This is a genomic window from Pseudomonas sp. Irchel s3f19, from assembly GCF_900187555.1.
GTDB lineage: Bacteria > Pseudomonadota > Gammaproteobacteria > Pseudomonadales > Pseudomonadaceae > Aquipseudomonas > Aquipseudomonas capeferrum.
This window is the reverse complement of the sequence record NZ_FYDW01000001.1, coordinates 833,794-855,152: the sequence shown is the minus strand read 5'-3', so window position 1 is coordinate 855,152 and position 21,359 is coordinate 833,794. Positions and strand designations below refer to the sequence as shown.

Here is a 21,359-nt window from a genome sequence, read left to right as displayed (position 1 = left end):
GAAGCTGAGACCCAGGGGCCGCTACGCAGCCCTTTCGCGACGCAAGGCCGCTCCTACGGGAATCGTGCACGAGGGGGGCCTAAATCCTTGGCAGTGCTCAATCGTCTAACTACGGAGGAAATTGAAGAGCTGATTTCTTAGGAGATTCCCTGTGCAAGAGCTGCTCGATACAGTCGTATCGTTGTCCACCCAAAAACGTAAGGCGTTGGCAGCCTTGCTCAAGAAACAAGGCGTCAACCTGTATGGGGTCACGCCGATCCTCCCGAGGGATCCAGAAGCGCCGGTACTGCTTTCCTATGCCCAGCAGCGGCTATGGATTCTGTCACAGCTGGGCGAGGTGGGTACCGCGTACAACCTCTCGTCCGTCCTGCGCTTCAAAGGGCATTTGGACACGGGTGCCCTGCAGCGTAGCTTCGAGGCTTTGATCGCCCGTCATGAGACCCTGCGCACCACGTTCCGCCTGGAAGCGGAGCAGGCCGTGCAGGTGGTCCATCCGCACAATCCCTTCAAGTTGATGTTCGAGCAGTTGGAGCAGACCGATGACGCCAGCGTGCGTGGTCATGTCGAGCACGAAGCTCATCTGCCTTTCGACCTGCAAACCGGCCCGCTGCTGCGGGTGAAGTTGCTGGGCCTGGCACAGGACGAACATGTGCTGGTGCTGACCCTGCACCACATCGTGTCCGACGGTTGGTCGATGCCCGTGATGATCAATGAGCTGGTGCAGCTCTACCACGGCTACAGCCAAGGGCAGAAGGTGGACCTGCCTGTGCTGCCGGTGCAGTACGCCGACTACGCCACCTGGCAGCGTAACTGGATGGAGGCCGGCGAGCAGGCGCGACAGCTGGCCTACTGGACGGCGCAACTCGGTGACGAGCAACCCGTGCTGGCGTTGCCTGCCGATCGGCCGCGGCCAGCGATAAGCAGCTATCAGGGCGCCCGAATTACCGTGGCCATCGACAACACGTTGGCTGGCGCGCTGAAGCAATTGGCCCAGCAACAGGGCGCCACGCCCTTCATGGTGTTGCTGGCCAGCTTCCAGGCATTGCTGCACCGCTACAGCGGGCAGTCCGACATCCGCGTCGGTGTGCCGGTCGCCAACCGTAACCGGGTCGAGACCGAGCGGCTGATCGGCTTCTTCGTCAACACCCAGGTGCTGCGCGCCGAATTCGACCTGCAGATGACCTTCAATCAGCTGCTGCAACAGGTCAAGCAGCGTGCGCTAGGCGCTCAGGCGCATCAGGACCTGCCGTTCGAACAGCTGGTGGAGGCCCTGCAGACCGAACGCAACCTCAGCCACAGCCCTCTGTTCCAAGTGATGTACAACCACCAGACCCAGGCCAAAGGCGAGCGCCGCAGTTTGCCAGGCCTGGAAATGGAAGAGCTGGCCTGGGACAGCCACACGGCCAAGTTCGACCTGACCCTGGATACCTTCGAGCATGAGCAAGGCATCAGTGCTGCGCTGACCTATGCCACCGACCTGTTCGAGGCCAAGACCGTCGAGCACATGGCCAATCATTGGCTGAATCTACTGCAGGGAATCGTCCGCGAACCAGAGCAGCGCATTACCGACCTGCCTCTGTTGGCAGAGCATGAGCAGGCTCGGATCGTTCAGGACTGGAACCGCAATCCGACTAAATTCCCCAGCGAGCACACGCTCCATCAGTTGATCGAAGCCCAGGTCGAGTTATCGCCTGGTTCACCCGCCGTGAGTTTTGGCGCTCAGACACTGAGCTACGGCGAATTGAACCGCCGCGCCAACCGCCTGGCGCACAAGCTGCGCGAACTGGGCGTGGGGCCCGACGTGCTGGTGGGGCTTGCCGTAGAGCGCAGTCTGGACATGGTCGTGGGCCTGCTCGGCATCCTCAAGGCGGGCGGCGCCTATGTGCCGCTGGACCCGGAGTCCCCCCAGGATCGCCTCGCTTACCTGTTCGAGGACAGTGGCATCGGCTTGTTGCTGACCCAAAGCCACTTGCGTGACGCCTTGCCCATTCCGACAGGCATCCAAAGCCTGAATCTGGACGAAACGGCACTGGCCGACTACAGCGAAGCCAACCTGGCTTGCGTGGTATCGCCGCAGAACCTGGCATACGTGATCTACACCTCCGGGTCCACTGGCAAGCCCAAAGGTGCACTGTTGACGCACCATAACGTGGTGCGTTTGTTCGCGGCCACCCAGGAGTGGTTCCGCTTCGACGCCAGTGACGTGTGGACGGTGTTCCACTCCTACGCGTTCGATTTTTCCGTGTGGGAGCTGTACGGCGCGCTGCTGTATGGCGGCAAGGCGGTCATCGTGCCGCGAGACGTGGCGCGTTCTTCGCAGGATTTCCATGCGTTGTTGCTCAGCGAGCAGGTAACGGTGCTGAACCAGACGCCATCGGCATTCCAGCAACTGATTCCGCTTGCCTGCGAAGCCGCGCGAGGCGGCAGCCAGCTGGCATTGCGGTATGTGGTGTTTGGCGGTGAGGCGCTGGATCTGAGCAGCCTCAAGCCATGGCTCGACGTATTCGGCGACCGTCAGCCACGCCTGATCAACATGTATGGCATCACCGAGACGACGGTGCATGTGACCTACCGGCCGATCAGCCTGGATGATCTCAAGAATGTTGGCAGCAGCCCCATTGGCGAGGTCATTCCAGACCTGAGTTGCTACTTGCTCGACGGCACCTTGAACACGATCGTGCCAGGCAGCCACGGTGAACTGATGATTGGCCAGGATGGCCTTGCGCGTGGCTATCACGGTCGTCCGGCGTTGACGGCTGAGCGTTTCGTGCCGAACCCTTTCGATAGCCAGGGCGGTCGCCTGTACCGCTCGGGCGATTTGGCCCGCTATGGCGGTGATGGCGTAATCGACTACCTGGGGCGAATTGATCACCAGGTGAAGATTCGTGGTTTCCGTATCGAGCTGGGTGAGATCGAAGCACGCCTGCAGGAGCAGGGCGCTGTGCGTCAGGGCGTGGTGCTGGCTCAGGATGGCCCGCAAGGCAAGCAGTTGGTGGGGTATGTGGTGCCGGGTGACAGCTCGGTCCTGGACAGCCTCGAAAGCCAGGTTCTTCTGCGGGGTTCCCTGCGCGAAGCGCTCAAGGCAAGCCTGCCGGACTACATGGTGCCGGCTCATGTGCTGTTCCTGGCCAGCTTGCCGCTGACCGGCAACGGCAAGTTGGATCGCAAGGCGCTGCCGCAACCGGATGCCAGCCTGCTGCAGGGCCAGTTCACTGCGCCGCAAAGTGCATTGGAGCAGCGGATTGCGGCGATCTGGGCCGATGTGCTGAAGCTGGACAAAGTGGGCCTTCACGACAACTTCTTTGAGTTGGGTGGCCACTCCTTGCTCGCGACCCAGGTGATGGCTCGCCTGCAGGTTGAGCTGGGCATCAACCTGCCGCTCGCCTTGCTGTTCCAGGCGGAAAACCTGCAGGCATACGCAGCCATGATCAGTGGCTTGAATACCAATACCGATGCGGACCTGGACGACCTCCAGGACTTCATGAGCGAGCTTGAGGCAGTTTGAGATGCAAACGGATAACAGAAACATGGAACTGGTAAAACGCTTCATTGGCCTGCCCCTGCCGCAGCGCAAGCTGTTTCTTGAAAAGCTCGCATCGAAAGGCATGAGCCTTGCGCAGTTGCCGATCCCACAAAGCCGTGGTGATTTCGACCAAGTTCCGCTTTCCTTCGCTCAGCAGCGGCAGTGGTTTCTGTGGCAGCTTGAGCCGCAAAGTTCTGCCTACAACATTCCCGCTGCCTTGAAGTTTACCGGTGCGCTGGATATCGCCGCTTTGCAGCGCAGCTTCGAGTCGTTGATCGCCCGCCACGAAACGTTGCGCACTACCTTCCGGTTGGAGGGTGAGCAGACCGTACAGGTCATTCATCCGCACATGCCGTTCGAGCTGGTTGTGGAGGCTGTCGAGGCCACAGCGCCTAGCGGTGTTTGTGCCAGCCTGGAAGATGAGGCCCAGCAACCCTTCGATCTGGAGCATGGGCCGCTGATGCGGGCCAGGCTGCTGCAGTTGGGTGCGCAAGAGCACGTGCTCACACTGACGTTGCACCACATCGTGGCGGACGGATGGTCCTTGCCGGTGATGGTGGATGACCTGGTCAGGCTCTATGAGGGCTACAGCCAAGGCCGCGACGTGCTGTTGCCGACGCTGGCGATCCAGTACGCCGACTATGCCATCTGGCAGCGGGCCTGGATGCAGGCCGGTGAACAGGACCGGCAACTGGCCTACTGGAAAGAGCAGTTGGGGGACCAGCAGCCGGTGCTGGAGCTGCCGACTGATCGCCCGCGCCCGGCGGTCTACAGCCAGCAAGGCGCACGGCTGGAAATCCCGTTGGGCGGGGAACTGGTCGGTTCGCTCAAGCAATTGGCACAGCAGCAGGGCGTGACACCCTTCATGCTGTTGCTCGCCAGCTTTCAAACGCTGTTGCACCGTTACTCCGGGCAGGCGGATATCCGCGTGGGTGTGCCGATCGCCAACCGCAACCGTGCCGAGACGGAGCGCCTGGCGGGCTTCTTCGTCAATACCCAGGTACTGCGTGCCGAATTCGAACTGAGCACCACCTTTACCGAGCTGCTGGAGCAGGTCAGGAAACGTGCATTGGGCGCACAGGCGCACCAGGACTTGCCGTTCGAACAACTGGTCGAGGCCTTGCAGCCAGAGCGCAGCCTCAGCCACAGCCCATTGTTCCAGGTGATGTACAACCACCAGACCGAGACCAAAAAGGGCGAAGGGCGCAACCTGCCTGGCCTGGTGATGGAAGAGATCGCCTCGGGCAGCCACGTGGCCAAGTTCGACCTGGCACTGGACACGTTCGAGCACGAAGCCGGTATCAGCGCGGCGTTGACGTATGCGACCGATCTGTTCGATACGGCCACCGTCGAGCGCATGGCAGGGCACTGGTTGAACTTGCTCGTCAGCATCGCAGGGCAGCCGCACCAGCCTGTTGCTGGCTTGGCAATGCTGAGCCCGCACGAACAGCAGTTGGTCATCAAAGACTGGAACAGTACCCAAGCCGATTACCCTGCCGAACGCAGCCTGCACCAGTTGTTCGAGGCCCAGGTCAAGGTGTCACCCGATGCGCCGGCATTGCTGTTCGGCGAGCAGGTGCTGAGCTATACGGCGTTGAATCAACGGGCCAACCAGTTGGCACACAGACTTCGCGAGCAGGGGGTGGGGCCGGATGTGCTGGTGGGCATCGCCATGGAGCGCAGCCCCGAAATGGTGGTTGGCCTGCTGGCGATCCTGAAGGCGGGTGGCGCCTATCTGCCGCTCGACCCTGAGTACCCGCAGGACCGTATCGAGTACATGCTTGAGGACAGCCAGTCGATCTTGCTGCTGTCCCTGTCGCACCTGCTTGCGCGCATGCCTGAAGCGTTTCATGCCCGGACCTTGTTGCTCGATCAGTTGTCGCTGGAGGGCTACCCGGTAACCGATCCGGTCTGCATGACCGAACCGGGCAATCTGGCCTACAGCATCTACACCTCCGGGTCCACGGGCAAACCCAAGGGCGTGTTGATCGAGCATCGCAACGTAACGGCGCTGATTGGCTGGGCGCTGACGGTCTATAGCCAGCAGGACCTGTGCGGTGTGCTGGCATCTACTTCGATCTGTTTCGACCTGTCGGTGTGGGAGCTGTTCGTCACGCTGTCGGCTGGAGGCTACGCGGTGCTCGCTGCCAACGCCCTCGAGCTGCCGCACCTGGCGGCCAAAGACCGGGTGCGTCTGGTCAACACCGTGCCATCGGCGATCAAGATGCTGCTTGAGACCGGCGAACTGCCGGCGACCGTGCGCATCATCAACCTTGCTGGGGAGGCGCTGAAGCAGTCGCTGGTCGACGAGTTGTATGCGACCGGGCATGTGCAGCAGGTTTATGACCTGTACGGCCCCTCCGAGGACACCACCTACTCCACCTTTACCCTGCGTTGCGCCAATGGCAGGGCGAACATCGGCCGGCCGATTGCCAACAGTGCGGTTTATCTGCTGAGTGAGGCCGTAGCGCCGGTACCGGTAGGGGTAAACGGTGAGTTGTACATGGCCGGTGCTGGGTTGGCACGGGGTTATCTCGGCCGCCCTGGGTTGACGGCCGAACGCTTCATTCCTGATCCGTTCGATGAGCAGGGCGGCGGCAGGATGTACCGCACCGGGGACCTTGCCCGTTATCAGGACAATGGGCTGATCGAGTACGCAGGTCGCATCGATCATCAGGTGAAGATCCGCGGGTTCCGTATCGAACTGGGGGAGATCGAGTCACGTCTGCAGGCTCAGGAGGCTGTCCGCGAAGCGGTCCTGTTGGCTCAGGACGGCCCAACTGGCAAACAGCTGGTAGGTTATGTGGTGCCGGCCGACGAGACCGTGATGGCCACCCTCGCGCGGCAATCAGCGCTGCGCGATGCGCTGCGTGGCCAGCTCAAGCAAACCCTGCCGGAGTACATGGTGCCAGCGCAGTTGGTATTCCTTGAGGCGCTGCCGCTGACCCCGAATGGCAAGCTGGATCGCAAGGCACTACCGCAGCCCGATATCAGCCTGTTCCAAGTGGAATACCTTGAACCTCGTACTGAACTGGAGCGGGATATTGCGGCTGTCTGGGCCGGCGTGTTGAAACTGGACAAGGTAGGGCTTACCGACAACTTCTTCGAACTCGGTGGCGACTCGATCATTTCCTTGCAGGTGGTCAGCCGTGCGCGCCAGGCGGGCATCCACTTCACGCCCAAGCAACTGTTCCAATACCAGACCGTACAAGGTTTGGCTTCGGTTGCCCGGTGTGCGGACAACGTTGTCATCGACCAGGGGGCAGTTACCGGCACCACGCCGCTGACTCCGGTTCAGCACTGGTTCTTCGATCAGGCGATGGCGCAACCTCACCACTGGAACCAGTCGGTGCTGCTGGCACCAAGCGTGAGCATTGATCCGCAGCATCTGGCTACGGCGCTGCAACGCGTGCTGCAGCAGCATGACGCCCTGCGCCTTGGTTTCGATCAGGCAGACGGACAGTGGCAAGGCACGTTCAATGAGGTCGATACGCAGGGCATCCTGTGGGATCGCTCGTTTAGCGACATGGACTCGCTTTTGCACGCAGCCGGTGAGGCGCAGCGCAGTTTCGCGCTCGGCGGCCCGTTGGTGCGGGTGCTACTGGGCACGCTGCCGCAGGGTGAACAGCGACTGCTATTGGTCGTCCATCACCTGGTCGTTGACGGTGTGTCATGGCGCGTGCTGCTGGAGGACCTGCAGCAGGCCTACCTAGCAGCCTCGGCCGGCCAGCCTGCCGAACTGCCTGCCAAGACCAGCGCCTACAAGGCGTGGGCCGAACGGTTGCAGGCTTATGCCAAGAGTGCCGATCTGGCCCAGGAGCTGACCTACTGGCATGCACAACTGCAACATGCTGACGATGATTTGCCGCGGGATCATCAGCAAGGTGGCAATCAAGTAAGTCACGCCGCCTATGCGAGCACCCATCTGGACGCGGAGTGGACCCGCAAGCTTCTGCATGAAGCGCCCATGGCCTACCGTACCCAGATCAATGACCTGCTGCTTGCAGCGCTGGCGCGGGTGGTGGCTCGCTGGACCGGGCGCTCCAACGTGCTGGTACGCCTTGAAGGACATGGCCGTGAGGACGTGTTCGACGACCTGGACCTGACACGCACCGTGGGCTGGTTCACCAGTATCTATCCGGTGAGCCTGAGCGCTCAGGCGCAACTGGATAGCTCGATCAAAGTCATCAAGGAACAACTGCGGGCAGTACCCAACAAAGGTATTGGTTACGGGCTGCTGCGCTATCTTGGCAGCGATGACAGTCGGCAGGTTCTGGATAACCTGCCGCAGGGCGAAATTGTCTTCAACTACCTGGGGCAATTCGACGGCAGTTTCCAGGAAGAAGGCAGCGTCTTCACGCCTGCCAAGGAGTACGGCGGGGCCAATCAAAGCGACGATGCGCCATTGGGTAGCCTGTTGGCATTGAACGGGCAGGTTTACGCTGGCGAGCTGAAGATGGGGTGGACTTTCAGCCGGGAACTGTTCAACGAGTCGACCATTCAGCGGTTGGCTGATGAGTACGCCGAGGAACTCAAGGCGCTCATCACTCATTGCTGCCAGAGAACGAATCGTGGGGTTACCCCGTCGGATTTCCCTCTGGCGTGCTTGAGCCAGGCTCAACTGGATAGCCTGCCCGTACCCGCTGCCGACATCGCCGATATCTACCCGTTGGCACCCATGCAGCAGGGCATGTTGTTCCATACACTGTATGAGCAGGCGGCCGGCAACTACATTAACCAGCTACGGGTGGACGTGGACGGCTTGGACGTGGAGCGTTTCAGGCAGGCCTGGCTGGGGGCACTGGGTGCGCACGATATTCTGCGAACCAGTTTCGTCTGGCAGGGGGATCTGGACCAAGCGGTGCAGATCGTGCACAAGCATGTCGAGCTGCCGTTCAAAGAACATGACTGGCGTAATCAAGCGACAGAAGATCATGCACTTGAGGCATTGGCCGAACGCGAGCGACAGCGCGGTTTTGTGTTGGATGCAGCACCTTTGCTGCGCCTGGTGCTGGTAAGGACAGCTGAAAATCGACATCACCTAATATGCACCCATCATCACATCCTGATGGATGGATGGAGTACCTCGCGTCTGTTGGGTGAAGTGCTCCAGCGCTATGTTGGCCACCATCTGCCGGCCCAGACGATGCACTATCGCGACTATATTGCCTGGTTGAAGCGCCAGGACGCTGGCGCTGCCGAAACCTTCTGGAAGGCTCAACTGGCCGAGCTGCAGGAACCCACTCGCCTGCTCCGGGCAACACGAATGTCCCCACCAGCGAGCGCTTCTGGGTATGACGCCCATCACCAAGTGTTCGATCGTGCACAGACTTTGTCGATCGAAGCCTTTGCCCGGGCCAATCGGGTCACGGTCAACACGCTTGTGCAGTCGGCATGGCTGCTGCTATTACAGCGCTACACTGGTCAGGCTAGCGTGGCTTTCGGCGCGACTGTGGCAGGTCGCCCCGCAGACCTGCCAGGCGTGGAAGAGCAGATCGGTCTATTCATCAACACCCTTCCTGTGGTGGGCACACCGCGTGCTGAGCAAACCGTCGCGGATTGGATTTCTCAGGTCCAGGCGGGCAACCTCGCAGTGCGTGAATACGAACATACACCGTTGAACGAAGTGCAACGGTGGGTTGGGCTGGGCGGTGAGTCCCTGTTCGATAACGTCTTGGTGTTCGAAAACTACCCAGTATCCGAAGCCCTGCAGCAGGGAGCACCTCAGGGGCTGCGTTTTGGTGAAGTCGCGAATCGCGAACAGACCAACTACCCGCTTACCGTGCTGGTTAACCTCGGTTCGACGCTCTCGATTCAGTACAGCTATGATCAAGCACTATGGGCCAACCCTGCCATCTGCCAGGTAGCGGAACACTTCCAGAATCTTTTGCATGCCTTGGTCCTTGATGCAACACGAGTAATCGGCGACCTGCCGTTGATGGGGGCGCAGGAGCAAGCTCTGGTCATAAAGGACTGGAACCACAGCCAGAAGAGTTTCCCAAGTGATCGTACGCTTCATCAATTGATCGAGGCCCAGGTCGAAGCCTCACCACATGCGCCCGCGCTGAGCTTTGGCGAACAGACGCTGAGCTATGATGAATTGAACCGTCGCGCCAACCAGCTGGCGCACAAGCTACGTGAGCTTGGCGTAGGCCCGGACAGTCTGGTGGGCATTGCTGTCGAACGCAGCCTGGAGATGGTCGTAGGTTTGCTGGGCATCCTGAAGGCCGGTGGCGCCTATGTACCGCTGGACCCGCAATCCCCGCAGGATCGCCTGAGCTACCTATTAGAAGACAGCGGCATTGATCTGCTGCTGACCCAGGGGCACCTGCGTGAAGCCTTGCCAATTCCTGCCGGCATCCACTGTGTGAACCTCGGCGACGCATCGCTGGCCGACTACAGCGAAGCCAATCCGCAGGTAGCTGTTTCGCCACACAACCTGGCCTATGTGATCTATACCTCGGGTTCCACTGGCAAGCCTAAAGGGGCACTGCTCGCTCACCACAACGTGGTGCGCTTGTTCGCGGCAACCCAGGATTGGTTCCAGTTCGACGCTAGCGACGTGTGGACAGTGTTCCATTCCTATGCCTTCGACTTCTCGGTCTGGGAGTTGTATGGCGCATTGCTGTATGGCGGCAAGGCCGTCATTGTCCCGCAGGATGTGGCGCGTTCTTCGCAGGACTTCCACGCCTTGCTGGTAAGCGAGAAGGTGACGGTGCTCAATCAGACACCTTCGGCGTTCCAGCAACTTATACCGATCGCCTGCGAGGCAGCACAGGCCGGCAATCAGTTGGCTTTACGTCACGTTGTGTTTGGCGGTGAGGCTCTGGATGTGAGCAGCCTCAAACCGTGGTTCGAGGTGTTTGGTGATGCCCACCCACGCATGATCAACATGTATGGGATCACCGAAACCACTGTACATGTGACCTACCGCCTGATCTGCCGGGATGACTTGAAAAATGTCGGCAGCAGCCCGATTGGCGAGGCTATTCCCGACCTGACCTGGTACCTGCTCGACGATGCTCTGAATCCGATCGTACCGGGTAGCCAGGGTGAGTTGATGATCGGTCAGGACGGGTTGGCTCGCGGTTATCACGGTCGGCCGGCATTGACCGCTGAACGCTTCGTGCCGAACCCGTTCGATACCCAAGGAGGGCGCTTGTATCGTTCGGGCGACTTGGCACGTTACTGCGGCGACGGGGTGATCGAATACCTGGGGCGGATTGACCATCAGGTGAAGATTCGCGGATTCCGAATTGAGCTGGGGGAAATCGAGGCACGTCTGCAAGACCAGGTTGCTGTGCGCCAAGGCGTGGTACTGGCCCAGGATGGCCCAAGTGGCAAACAGTTGGTGGGCTACGTGGTGCCGGCCGATAGCGCGGTCCTGGAAAGTTTCACAGCCCAGGCTTTACTGCGCGATGCCTTGCGCGAAACGCTCAAGGCGAGCTTGCCGGAATACATGGTACCGGCTCATGTGCTGTTCCTCGCCAGCTTGCCGTTGACCGGCAATGGAAAGCTGGACCGCAAGGCCTTGCCCCAAGCGGATGCGAGCCTGCTGCAGGGCGAATATGTCGCCCCGCAGAGCGAGCTTGAGCAACAGATAGCAGGTATCTGGGCCGATGTGCTGAGGCTGGACAAGGTCGGTCTGAACGACAACTTCTTTGAATTGGGTGGCGACTCCATCGTGTCATTGCAGGTGGTCAGCCGTGCGCGTCAGCAGGACATTCAGTTTACGCCCAAAGATTTGTTCCAGAATCAGACTGTGCAAGCACTGGCTGCGGTTGCGCAGCGTTCGACCAGTACAGCTATCGACCAAGGGGCAGTTATCGGCGCTACTGCGCTGTTGCCGATTCAGCATTGGTTCTTCAACGCTGATATTCCTCAGCGTCATCATTGGAACCAGTCCGTGTTGCTGATGCCGCACGAGACCTTGGCGCCGGAGCCGTTGAACAAGGCTCTGCAGGCTGTCGTGGCGCATCACGATGCGTTGCGTCTGCGCTTCGAACAGGGCAATGATGGTTGGCAGGGTTCATTCAGCGATGCCATGTGCGAAGTACTCTGGTGCCGCAAGGTCGACGATGCGCAGGCTCTGCAGCACCTGGCGGTCGAAGCCCAGCGCAGCCTTGATCTTCAACAGGGGCCGTTGCTTCGGGCAGTACTGGCGGAGTTGGCTGATGGAACTCAACGGCTGCTGTTGGTAATTCACCATCTGGTGGTGGATGGCGTCTCCTGGCGCGTGCTGCTGGAGGACCTGCAACAGGCTTACCAGGCGCAACAAGCTGGCCATCCGCTGAAATTGCAGGCCAAGACCAGTTCATTCAAAAACTGGGTCGAGCATTTGCAAGGCTATGCCACAAGCGACAGCCTGCGATCAGAACTGAGCTACTGGCAGGCGCAGTTGCAAGGGACGAGTGATGAGCTGCCCTGTGATTATCCGCACGGCAGTAACCTGGAGCGCGACTCGGCGTCGGTCAGTATCCGTCTGGACCGGGAACTCACGCGACAACTCCTGCAGGAAGCACCGGCAGCCTATCGTACGCAGATCAATGACCTGCTGCTGACCGCGCTGGCACGGGTGATCGGCCGCTGGACCGGTCGCTCCGATGTGCTGGTGCGTCTGGAGGGCCATGGACGTGAAGACCTTTTCGACGGCGTCGACCTGAGTCGCACCGTGGGCTGGTTTACCAGCGTGTACCCGGTAAAACTCAGCCCGAAAACCAGCCTTGTCGATTCGATCAAGACCATCAAGGAGCAGTTGCGAGCGGTGCCTAACAAAGGCCTCGGTCACGGTCTGTTGCGCTACCTGGGCAGCCCGGAGGCGCAGGCGACCTTAGCGGCCTTGCCGCGTGGCGAGATTGTGTTCAACTACCTCGGGCAGTTCGACGCAAGCTTCGACCAGCAGTCGGGCTTGTTCGTCCCAGCGAAGGAATATGCTGGCGCCACTCAGGACGAGCATGCACCGCTAGGCAGCCTGTTGGCCCTGAATGGCCAGGTTTACGGCGGTGAGCTGAAACTGGGTTGGAGCTTCAGTCGGGCACTGTTCGACGAGTCCACCATCCAGCGCCTTGCCGACGACTATGCGCAAGAGCTTACGGCGCTGATTACCCATTGCAGCGAGCTTGAGCACCGTGGAGTGACGCCTTCGGACTTCCCGCTGGCCGAGCTTACACAGTTGCAGCTCGACAGCCTGCCGCTGCCTGCCGAGCAGATTGCCGATATCTATCCGCTATCGCCGATGCAGCAGGGCATGTTGTTCCATACCTTGTACGAGCAGCAGTCCGGTGACTACATCAACCAGCTGCGGGTCGATGTTCACGGCTTGGATGTGGAGCGTTTCAAGCAGGCCTGGCAGGCGGCGGTGGATACTCACGCCATCCTGCGGACCGGCTTTGTCTGGCAGGGCGAACTGGACCGGGCGGTTCAGGTGGTGCACAAGCAGGTCGTGCAAGCGCTCGTCGAGTATGACTGGCGAGGCCAGCCGGCGTTGCAGGAGGCCGTGCAAACGCTGGCTGAAAGTGAGCGACAAGCTGGCTTCGAGCTCGACCAGGTACCGTTGCAGCGTCTTACGCTGGTGCGCACGGACGACAATTGTCATCACTTGATCTACACCAACCATCACATTCTGATGGACGGCTGGAGCACCTCGCGCTTGCTGGGTGAAGTTCTGCAGCGATATGCAGGGCAACATGTACCGGCGCTGACGGCGCCCTATCGCGATTACATCGCTTGGCTGCAGCGCCAGGATGCAACGGCCGCTGAAACCTTCTGGAAGGCTCAACTGTCCACGTTGGAAGAGCCGACACGACTGTCGCAAGTGGTACGTCACGGTGCTGGCGAGCTGCATGGCCAGGGTGAATACCATCAGGTGTTCGACTCCGCGCAGACCCAACGCATCGAGGCCTTCGCTCGCGCCAACCGGGTTACCGTCAATACCCTGGTGCAATCGGCATGGTTGCTGTTGCTGCAACGCTATACCGGGCAGTCCACTGTTTGCTTCGGCGCCACAGTGGCAGGGCGCCCGGCGGACCTGCCAGGGGTGGAGGAACAGATCGGTCTGTTCATCAATACCTTGCCGGTAATCGGGTCGCCGCGTTGCGAGCAGACTGTAGCCGAGTGGATTGCACAGGTGCAGGCGTGCAACCTGGCGTTGCGCGAGTTTGAACATACGCCGCTGAATGCTGTTCAGCGGTGGGCGGGCCTCGGGGGGGAAGCACTTTTCGACAGCCTCCTGGTATTCGAGAACTACCCGGTGTCACAAGCCTTGCAGGAGGGTGCGCCAGACGGCTTGCGCTTCGGGCAGGTCGCCAACCTGGAACAGACCAACTATGCCCTCACCCTGGCGGCTACCATGGGTGAAACACTGTCGATTCAGTACAGCCATGCCCGTGCCTCTTGGGGCGATGCTGCCGTCGAGCGCCTGGCGGAGCACTTCGCAAACCTGCTGCGAGCACTGGTCGAAGATGCCAACGTAGCGATCGGAGAGTTGTCGCTCCTGGGGGGCGCCGAACGCCAGTTGCTTCTCGATGACTGGAATCGCAGCGAGGCAATTGCCTTGTCGGGCCAATGTGCCCATCAACGCTTCGAGGCGCAAGCCAATGAGCGGCCGAATGCTGTGGCGCTGGTATTCGGTGAGCAGCAGCTGAGCTACCGTGAACTGGACGTGCAAACCAATCGTTTGGCCCACCTGCTGATCGCGCGTGGGGTTACCGCCAACAGCCTGGTTGGGGTCGCTGCGGAGCGTGGCCTTGCGCTTGCCGTCGCATTGATCGCCATTCACAAGGCGGGAGCAGCCTACGTGCCGCTCGACCCTGAGTATCCGCAGGATCGCCTGGCCTATCTAATCAAGGACAGCGGTATTGGATTGCTGTTGGCAGATGCAGTGTCCATGAAGCGACTGCCGGTTCCTGCCGACCTGCCTTGTGTTGGCCTCGAACCTGGAACGCGGTGGTTGGAAACATTCAGCGCCGCGCCCCTGCAATGCGCGGTCACGCCGGACAGCCTGGCCTATGTCATCTACACCTCCGGCTCCACCGGTATGCCTAAAGGCGTGGCCATACCTCATCATGCCCTCTCGGTTTTCTGCGAGGTCGCCAGCGGCTACTCGCGGCTGACTGCCGATGACCGGGTGCTCCAATTCGCCACGTTCAGCTTTGACGGATTCATCGAGCAGTTCTTCCCGCCATTGTCCTGTGGGGCGTGCGTTGTGATGCGTGATCAGCAGCTCTGGGACACCGACACCTTCAGCGAGCAGGTCATACGTCATGGCGTCACGGTGGCCGATTTACCGGCGGCCTACTGGCGTCTGCTGGCGCTGGATCGACGTGAACCGCAAGCCTATGGCCAGTTGAAGCAGATCCATGTCGGTGGTGAAGCTGTCGCACTAGATGGTCTGCAGGCGTGGCTGGCAGATGGCCCGGCGAATGTGCGGCTGCTCAATACTTATGGGCCGACCGAGGCCACTGTGGTTGCTACGACTTATGACTGCTCGAGACTGGCGCAAGCACCCTTGCCGGAGAGCGGGGTACCGATTGGTCGCGCAATTGGCGGGCGGGTGATGCGGGTGCTGGATGACAGCCTGTCGCCTACACCGATCGGTGTTCCGGGGGAGTTGTACATCGGTGGCGATGGCTGCCTGGCGCGCTGTTACCACCAGCGCCCGTCGCTGACTGCCGAACGGTTCATCCCTGACCCGCTGGCTGAAAAAGGTGGCGCACGGTTGTACCGCACGGGTGACCTGGGTTATTTCGATGAGCAGGGTGAACTTGCCTATCGTGGCCGCGCCGACCATCAGGTCAAGGTACGCGGTTTCCGCATCGAGCTTGGTGAGGTCGAACAACATCTGCAAGCGCATCCACAGGTGCGCGAGGCGGCGGTGATTGCCGTGGATCATGCTGGCGGAAAACAGCTGTGTGGTTATGTTGTGCCAGCGGAGGGTGCGCCCGATGAACCTGCATTGCGCGACGCGTTAAGGGAGTCGCTCAAGAGCAGCTTGCCGCACTACATGGTTCCGAGCTACCTCATAGTGCTAGATAAGATGCCCATGACGCCGAGTGGGAAGCTTGACCGCAAGCGTCTGCCTAGCGTCGATCAAAGCCAGTTGCACAACCAATACGTGGCGCCCTGTAATGAGATTGAGCAGAACTTGGCGGATATCTGGGCGGCTGTACTCAAACTCGAAAAAGTTGGGGTCACCGATAACTTCTTCGAGCTAGGGGGCGACTCGATCATTTCCCTGCAGGTTGTAAGTCGGGCCCGCCAGGTCAGCATCCAATTCTCTGCGAAAGAGTTGTTCCAGCATCAGACGGTACGCCAACTGGCGGCTGTCGCACGCCGTGAAGAGGGGACATCGATCGACCAAGGCCCTGTCACCGGGTCTAACGCGTTGACGCCCATCCTGCAGTGGTTCTTTGAGGAGGACATTCCATCACGTCACCACTGGAACCAATCGGTGCTGCTCAAGACCCGAGAGCCTGTGATGGCCGAGTGGTTGGAAGCTTCGTTGCGAACATTGCTTACGCATCATGACGCGCTGCGTCTGCGTTTTGCATCACAGCAGGGCAGTTGGCAGGCGCAGTTTGCCACTGACACCGATCAGGATTTGGTGTGGGTGCGCAGGCTGGAAACGGCACAAGAGCTTGCTCCATTACTGGAGCACGCCCAGCGCAGTCTGGATCTGGCACAAGGCCCGTTATTGCGAGCAGTGCTGATCGAAATGCCGGATGCTACACAGCGAATACTTCTGGTGATCCATCACCTCGTGGTTGATGGCGTGTCGTGGCGGATACTGTTAGAAGACTTGCAGCAAGCCTATAAATCACAAAGCACCGGACAGCCGCTGACGCTGCCAGCGAAGACCAGCTCGTTCAAGGCATGGGCTGAGCGTCTGCAGGCATATGCCACAGCCCCCGTACTGCAAGAGCAATTGAATTATTGGCAAGACCAGTTGCGAAATGTGGACGATGCGCTTCCTTGTGATCACCCCCAAGGCAGTAATCAGATCAAGTGTGCCACCAGCGTAAGCAGTCGACTCGATGCTGAGTGGACGCGAAAGCTGTTGCAGGATGCACCCGCAGCCTACCGGACGCAGATCAATGATCTTCTACTAACAGCCTTGGCCTGCGTGGTCGGACGATGGACTGGACGCTCCAACGTGCTGGTACGCCTGGAAGGCCATGGTCGCGAAGATATATTCGACGACGTTGACCTGAGCCGTACGGTCGGCTGGTTTACCAGCATGTACCCGGTCCGTCTCAGCCCGCAGCTGACAATCGACAACTCGATCAAGGCCATCAAGGAACAACTGCGCGCAGTGCCAGACAAGGGGCTGGGCTACGGCCTGCTACGTTATCTTGGGGGCGAGGAATGCGCGGCGACGCTGGCGGCATTACCGCAGGGCGAAATCGTCTTCAACTATCTGGGACAGTTCGACGGCAGCTTCGATGAGCCATCAGGGTTATTCGTGCCGGCCAAAGAAAATGCGGGCTCTACGCAGGACCCGAACTCGTCTCTAGGTAGCCTGCTGACTTTGAATGGTCAAGTGTTCGGGGGGGCGCTGGAGCTTTCCTGGTCCTATAGCCGCGAGCTGTTCGATGAATCGACCATCCAGGGGCTGGCAGATGCGTATACCGAGGAATTGAAAGCGCTGATCGCACATTGCTGCCAGAAGCCGCATCAAGGCGCGACCCCATCGGACTTCCCGCTGGCCGGCCTTACACAGGCACAGATGGACAGCCTGCCTGTGCCTGTGGCGCAAGTAGCCGACATCTATCCGTTGTCACCGATGCAACAGGGCATGTTGTTCTACAGCGGTCAGGGTGGCGAAACGGGGCTTTACATAAACCAGACTTCGGTCGCTGTCGAAGGGTTGGAAGTCGAGCGATTCGTTGAAGCGTGGAATCAAGTGATTGCGCGTCACGATATTCTGCGCACCGGATTCTGGTCGTCTGCGCAGTTGGGACACCCCCTGCAGATTGTTCATCGACAAGTGGACTTGCCTGTACGCGTACTCGATTGGCGGGACCGGGATGCTGCCGAAAGCGCGCTGCAAGTGCTGGTAGATGGCGATGCGGCGCAAGATTTCGACATGCTGCGGGCGCCATTGATGAGGGTGACACTGGTGAGGCTGGACGATCAGCGGATGCAGCTGATCTGGACGCGCCACCATATTTTGATGGACGGTTGGAGCAATTCACGTCTGCTGGGTGAAGTGTTCCAGGCTTACCATGGCCAAGCCTTGGTGGGGGCTGCTGGGCGCTTCGGTGAATACATTCGTTGGCTTGAAGCACAATCGCAGAAGGAACTGGAGACGTTCTGGACGGCCAAGGTGAGCCAGATTGAAAGCCCGACACTGCTCGCCCAGGCAGTATTACCAAGGCCGGACTCCGACTTGTCAGGGCACGCGGCGCTTTACTTGCATTGGGATTTAGAGCGTACGGAGCGGCTGCGCTTGACAGCGCAAGGCCTACGTGTGACGCCCAACACGCTTGTGCAGGCAGCTTGGCTGCTGCTGTTGCAGCGCTACAGCGGACAAGAGGCAGTATGCTTTGGTGCCACTGTAGCTGGTCGGCCAGCCAGCCTGCCAGGTGCTGACGAAATGCTGGGCTTGTTCATCAATACCTTGCCTGTGGTGCAAGCACCTGCTGCCCAGCAGCGAGTCTGTGACTGGTTACAGCAACTGCAGAGCTACAACCTGGAACTACGCGATCATGAGCATGCGGCGTTGTCCAATGTTCAGCGTTGGGCCGGGCGCCCAGGCCAGGCATTGTTCGACAGCATTCTGGTGTTCGAGAACTACCCAATCGATGAGCGCTTGAACAGTAGCAGCAACAACGCTCTGCAATTTGGTGAGGCCAACGATCGCGATGTCACAAACTATGCGATGGATCTGGCTGTGCACCTGACTGATACCTTCTCGGTCGAATTCATGTACTTACGCGACAGTTTCAGCGAGGCCGGTACTGCTGCGATTCGCGATAGTTTCGAGTGCTTGCTCAACGCGATTCTGGCGAATCCGCAGGCTACCGTGGGTAGCCTGGACATGCTTAGCCCTGCCCAGATAAAGCAAGCCAGCCAGCGCAACGAGTTGCACACGAACCCAGTCGACATGCCGCTTTTGGCCAAGCGCATCTGCGCGCAGGCTCAGGCACAGCCTGACGCAGTGGCGCTGATCTGCGGCGAGCAGCAACTGACCTACAGCGAACTGGAGGAACGCGCTAACCGTCTTGCCCACTACTTGATAGCGTTGGGTGCCAAACCTGAAACAACGGTGGGTGTTGCACTGGAGCGCTCGGTGGAAGTGATCATCGCTTTCTTCGCAGTGATGAAAACAGGTGCTGCTTATGTGCCTCTGGACATCGATTACCCTCAGGATCGACTGCAGTGGATCGTCGAAGATTCGGCAATGCACTTGCTGCTGACCAGTAGTGGTTTGCGTCAGCGCTTCACCGAGGTGGCGCAATGTGTAGAACTGGACCTTTTGGACACGGTGGGCCTCACGGCGAGCGTGCCGCAGGTGCAGGTGCAAGATGACAATCTTGCCTACCTGATCTACACCTCCGGTTCGACCGGTAAGCCCAAAGGCGTGGCGGTCAGCCATGGGCAGATCCGCATGCATTGCCTGGCCATTGCCAAACTCTACGAGATGGATGAACGCACGCGCGAGTTGCTGTTCATGTCATTCGCTTTTGATGGTGCTCAAGAGCGTTGGTTGTCGACGCTGACGTCGGGTGGATGCCTGGTCATTCGCGAAAACCGCCTCTGGACCGCTGAAGAGACGTGGCAAGTGTTGCATGCACAACGCATCGATATCGCTTGCTTCCCTCCGGCCTATCTCCAGCAGTTGGCAGAGTTCGGCGAAACCCAACAGCAAGCAGCACCACCTGTTCGGATCTACTGTTTCGGTGGCGATGCGGTGCCAGATGCCTTGTTCGAGTTGGTCAAACGCACATTGCGTCCGCAGTACTTGACCAATGGCTACGGACCGACAGAAACGGTGGTAACACCCTTGCTGTGGAAAGTGTCGGCAGAACAGTCCTGTCAGGCGGTGTATGCACCGATCGGTGAGCGGGTCGGCGAGCGAACCTTGCACGTCCTGGACCAGAACCTGAACCCATTGCCTGATGGTGTGGCCGGCGAGTTGTATATTGGGGGCCATGGACTGGCGCGTGGTTATCACCAGCGTGCGGCGCTCACCTCCGAACGCTTTGTCGCGGACCCGTTCGCCGTGGGTGCACGCCTTTATCGTACAGGTGACCGAGTTCGCAGGCGTGCCGATGGCGTTATCGATTTCATTGGCCGCCTGGACAACCAACTGAAAATACGTGGCTTCCGAATCGAACCGGGCGAGATCGAAGCACGTCTGCGCAATCAGGTGGATGTCCGCGACGCGGTGGTTGTTGCGCGTGAAGGCGCCATCGGCAAACAACTCGTAGGCTATGTGGTAAGTGGCGCTCAGGCAGCCACTGCTACGCAGCTTCGTGAAGCTTTGCGGTGCGAGCTACCTGACTACATGGTACCCGCGCAGATTGTGGTACTGGAGGCGATGCCGCTTACACCGAACGGCAAGATTGACCGTAATGCGTTGCCGGCGCCCGACTTTGTCGGCCATAGGATGCACCTTCCTCCGCGCAACAACGTAGAGCAGGCCTTGGCGCAGATCTGGCAAGAGGTGTTGAGCGTTGATCAGATCGGCATCAATGACAACTTCTTCGAGCTGGGTGGCGATTCTCTGCGGGTGTTGAAAATGCTGTCCAAGGTTCGCTCGCATGTCGGTCTGCATTTGGATCTGAAGCTACGCGATGTGATGGCAAAGCCGACTATTGGTGAGCTGTCGGGCTACTCAAGCGTAGAGGTGGATCTTGACCCCGTGCTGTTACTCAATGCTCGTGTTGAGACGGCTACGCCGCTTTTCTGTCTGCATGCAGGCTTTGGCACTGTATTTGACTACGAGCCACTGGCGCGTCGTCTAGAAGGTGTGTGCAGTGTGTATGGCGTGCAGTGCCGTATGTTGCTTGATCGTCAGTGGAAGGACGAGTCTCTTCAGGCGATGGCCATCGATTATGCGCAGTACATCCGTCAGAAACAGCCAGAAGGGCCGTATCGACTTGCAGGCTGGTCATTGGGTGGCACGCTCGCAATATTGGTGGCTCAGGAACTGGAAATCCAAGGCGAGACAGTTGCAATGCTTGGTCTGGTGGACAGTTTTGTTCCTCAAGCAACTGATGATCAGACGGCAGAGGATTGGAGCGATGACTTGCACGGCTTCCTCAGCGTGTTGCTGGGCGTTTCGAAGGACGCGCTGGAGGTTCCACCTGTACCCGCTGGCATGGGGGGCGCGTCACTGCAGCTGCTTATTGAGGAGATTCGTTCTAACCCGCTCGGGCAATCTATGTACGCCGATATCGACAGCTCTGAACTGGCTCATACGTTCGAGGTGGCGATGCGTTTGAAAGCGTTGTCGCTCAACATTTCAAGCTTGCCTCGGCTCAAGGCTCGTGCGACATGCTGGTGGGCGGGGCATGTGACGCCTACATGGAACATCACTGTTCGCACAAGTCAGTCGGTGGCTGCAGGGCATTACGACATTCTCAAGCATGCTGACGTAATTGAGGGCTTAGCGGCGCAGTGGTTGTTGGAGGGCTCCATGATCGATTGAGCGAGGTTGATTGATTTATCCAGCGTCAATTGACATGGCCCCGATCCCGCACCTTGAGGTTGCGGGTTCGGGGCCATGTGCTTTTTAGGCACCACGAAAAACGAGAGAAATCCACTAGCACAGCAGAGTGATTGGCTATGGAACGGACAGTGTCTTATGAATTTCGCGGGCACGCTTGTTAAG

At 59.5% G+C, this 21,359-nt stretch carries 1 protein-coding gene and 1 pseudogene; both read left to right on the top strand.

From position 1 onward, the window contains the following. Positions 1-205 precede the first annotated feature (205 nt). Positions 206-3,505, top strand: a pseudogene (locus CKW22_RS03805) (amino acid adenylation domain-containing protein); the annotation flags it as partial. A gap of 22 nt (positions 3,506-3,527) precedes the next feature. Next, entirely contained in the window at positions 3,528-21,176 is a 17,649-nt protein-coding gene (locus CKW22_RS03800; protein WP_160015152.1) for a non-ribosomal peptide synthase/polyketide synthase, read from the top strand. Positions 21,177-21,359 lie beyond the last annotated feature (183 nt).

Excerpts from the sequence above, each read along its gene's own strand:
- CKW22_RS03800 (WP_160015152.1), top strand. The coding sequence starts at position 3,528 with ATGGAACTGGTAAAACGCTTCATTGGCCTGCCCCTGCCGCAGCGCAAG.